The 3,016-nt window shown below is 56.6% G+C and carries 1 rRNA gene; it reads left to right on the top strand.

Going from position 1 to position 3,016, the window contains the following annotated elements:
- Positions 1-3,013: ribosomal RNA gene (locus HMPREF3086_RS12435) — 23S ribosomal RNA — on the top strand; the annotation flags it as partial.
- Between the last annotated feature and the right edge of the window lie 3 nt (positions 3,014-3,016).

Below are 3,016 nucleotides of genomic sequence, written 5' to 3'. Positions count from 1 at the left end.
TGCCAAACGAGCTGTGATCCGAGGGTGTCCGAATGGGGGAACCCAGCACGCGTGATGGCGTGTTACCCGCATCTGAATACATAGGGTGTGTGGAGGGAACGCGGGGAAGTGAAACATCTCAGTACCCGCAGGAAGAGAAAACAATAGTGATTCCGTCAGTAGCGGCGAGCGAACGCGGAGGAGGCTAAACCGCATGCGTGTGATACCCGGCAGGGGTTGCGTGTGTGGTGTTGTGGGGCGCGATGTCCTTGGTTCTGCCGGACCGGGCGCTGATTGTTCGCGGGTTAGGGGAACGACTTGGAAGGGTCGGCCGGAGAGGGTGAGAGTCCCGTACCTGAAAACCTTGCGGCGGGGCGATTTGTGTACCCAAGTAGCAGCGGGCCCGTGAAATCTGCTGTGAATCTGCCGGGACCACCCGGTAAGCCTGAATACTCCTTGGTGACCGATAGCGGATTAGTACCGTGAGGGAATGGTGAAAAGTACCCCGGGAGGGGAGTGAAATAGTACCTGAAACCGTGTGCTTACAATCCGTCAGAGGCCTTTTGGGCTGATGGCGTGCCTTTTGAAGAATGAGCCTGCGAGTTAGTGGTATGTCGCGAGGTTAACCCGTGTGGGGTAGCCGTAGCGAAAGCGAGTCCGAATAGGGCGTTGTTAGTGGCATGCTCTAGACCCGAAGCGGAGTGATCTACCCATGGCCAGTGTGAAGCGACGGTAAGACGTCGTGGAGGCGCGAACCCACTTAGGTTGAAAACTGAGGGGATGAGTTGTGGGTAGGGGTGAAAGGCCAATCAAACTCCGTGATAGCTGGTTCTCCCCGAAATGCATTTAGGTGCAGCGTCGCATGTTTCACCTCGGAGGTAGAGCTACTGGATGGCCGATGGGCCCTACAAGGTTACTGACGTCAGCCAAACTCCGAATGCCGAGGTGTGAGAGTGCGGCAGTGAGACTGTGGGGGATAAGCTTCATAGTCGAGAGGGAAACAGCCCAGATCGCCGGCTAAGGCCCCTAAGCGTGTACTAAGTGGAAAAGGATGTGGGATCGCTGAGACAGCCAGGAGGTTGGCTTAGAAGCAGCCACCCTTGAAAGAGTGCGTAATAGCTCACTGGTCAAGTGGTCCTGCGCCGACAATGTAGCGGGGCTCAAGTACACCGCCGAAGCCGCGGCACTCACACGTTGAACCTCCTCCGGGCAGGTGTGTGGGTGGGTAGGGGAGCGTCGTGTGGCCATAGAAGCGCCGGAGTGATCCAGGTGTGGAGGCCACACGAGTGAGAATGCAGGCATGAGTAGCGAATGACGAGTGAGAAACTCGTCCGCCGGATGACCAAGGGTTCCTGGGTCAAGCTAATCTGCCCAGGGTGAGTCGGGACCTAAGGCGAGGCCGACAGGCGTAGTCGATGGACAACGGGTTGATATTCCCGTACCCGTGTGTGCGCGCCCATGGTGAATCAGTGATACTAACCGCCCAGAACCACCTAGACGGTCTTCGGACCGCGTGGTGGGGATGCGCGGGACCTGATCTGGTAGTAGCCAAGCGATGGGGTGACGCAGGAAGGTAGCTGGGCCAGTCAGTGGTTGTACTGGTGTAAGAGTGTAGGCCGTGACAATAGGCAAATCCGTGTCACATTAAGGCTGAGACTTGATGCGTACCCGTTGTGGGGAATTCAGTGATCCTATGCTGCCGAGAAAAGCCTCTAGTGAGTTCATACACGGCCCGTACCCCAAACCAACACAGGTGGTCAGGTAGAGAATACCAAGGCGATCGAGAGAACTGTGGTTAAGGAACTCGGCAAAATGCCCCCGTAACTTCGGGAGAAGGGGGACCACGCCCGGTGAGCACCTTCGCGGTGGGAGCTGGGGGTGGTCGCAGAGACCAGAGAGAAGCGACTGTTTACTAAAAACACAGGTCCGTGCGAAGACGTAAGTCGATGTATACGGACTGACGCCTGCCCGGTGCTGGAAGGTTAAGAGGACCGGTTAGCCGCAAGGCGAAGCTGAGAATTTAAGCCCCAGTAAACGGCGGTGGTAACTATAACCATCCTAAGGTAGCGAAATTCCTTGTCGGGTAAGTTCCGACCTGCACGAATGGCGTAACGACTTCTCTGCTGTCTCGACCACAGACTCGGCGAAATTGCATTACGAGTAAAGATGCTCGTTACGCGCGGCAGGACGAAAAGACCCCGGGACCTTTACTATAGCTTGGTATTGGCGTTCGATTCGGTTTGTGTAGGATAGGTGGGAGACTGTGAAGCATGCACGCCAGTGTGTGTGGAGTCGTTGTTGAAATACCACTCTGATCGTATTGGACGTCTAACCTCGGCCCATGATCTGGGTTAGGGACAGTGCCTGGTGGGTAGTTTAACTGGGGCGGTTGCCTCCCAAAGAGTAACGGAGGCGCCCAAAGGTTCCCTCAGCCTGGATGGCAATCAGGTGTTGAGTGCAAGTGCACAAGGGAGCTTGACTGTGAGACTGACACGTCGAGCAGGGACGAAAGTCGGGACTAGTGATCCGGCACCGGCATGTGGAAGCGGTGTCGCTCAACGGATAAAAGGTACCCCGGGGATAACAGGCTGATCTTCCCCAAGAGTCCATATCGACGGGATGGTTTGGCACCTCGATGTCGGCTCGTCGCATCCTGGGGCTGGAGTAGGTCCCAAGGGTTGGGCTGTTCGCCCATTAAAGCGGCACGCGAGCTGGGTTTAGAACGTCGTGAGACAGTTCGGTCTCTATCCGCCGCGCGCGTAAGAAACTTGCGGAAGGCTGTCCCTAGTACGAGAGGACCGGGACGGACGAACCTCTGGTGTGCCAGTTGTTCCACCAGGAGCATCGCTGGTTAGCTACGTTCGGAAGGGATAACCGCTGAAAGCATCTAAGCGGGAAGCCTGTTCCAAGATGAGGTTTCTCACCACCTTCGCGTGGTTAAGGCCCCCCACAGACCATGGGGTTGATAGGCCGGAACTGGAAGCGCAGCAATGCGTGCAGGTGACCGGTACTAATCGGCCGAGGACTTACACACAAA

This window comes from Dietzia sp. HMSC21D01 (assembly GCF_001815995.1).
Lineage (GTDB): Bacteria > Actinomycetota > Actinomycetes > Mycobacteriales > Mycobacteriaceae > Dietzia > Dietzia cinnamea.
This window is presented reverse-complemented; position numbering and strand designations above follow the sequence as displayed.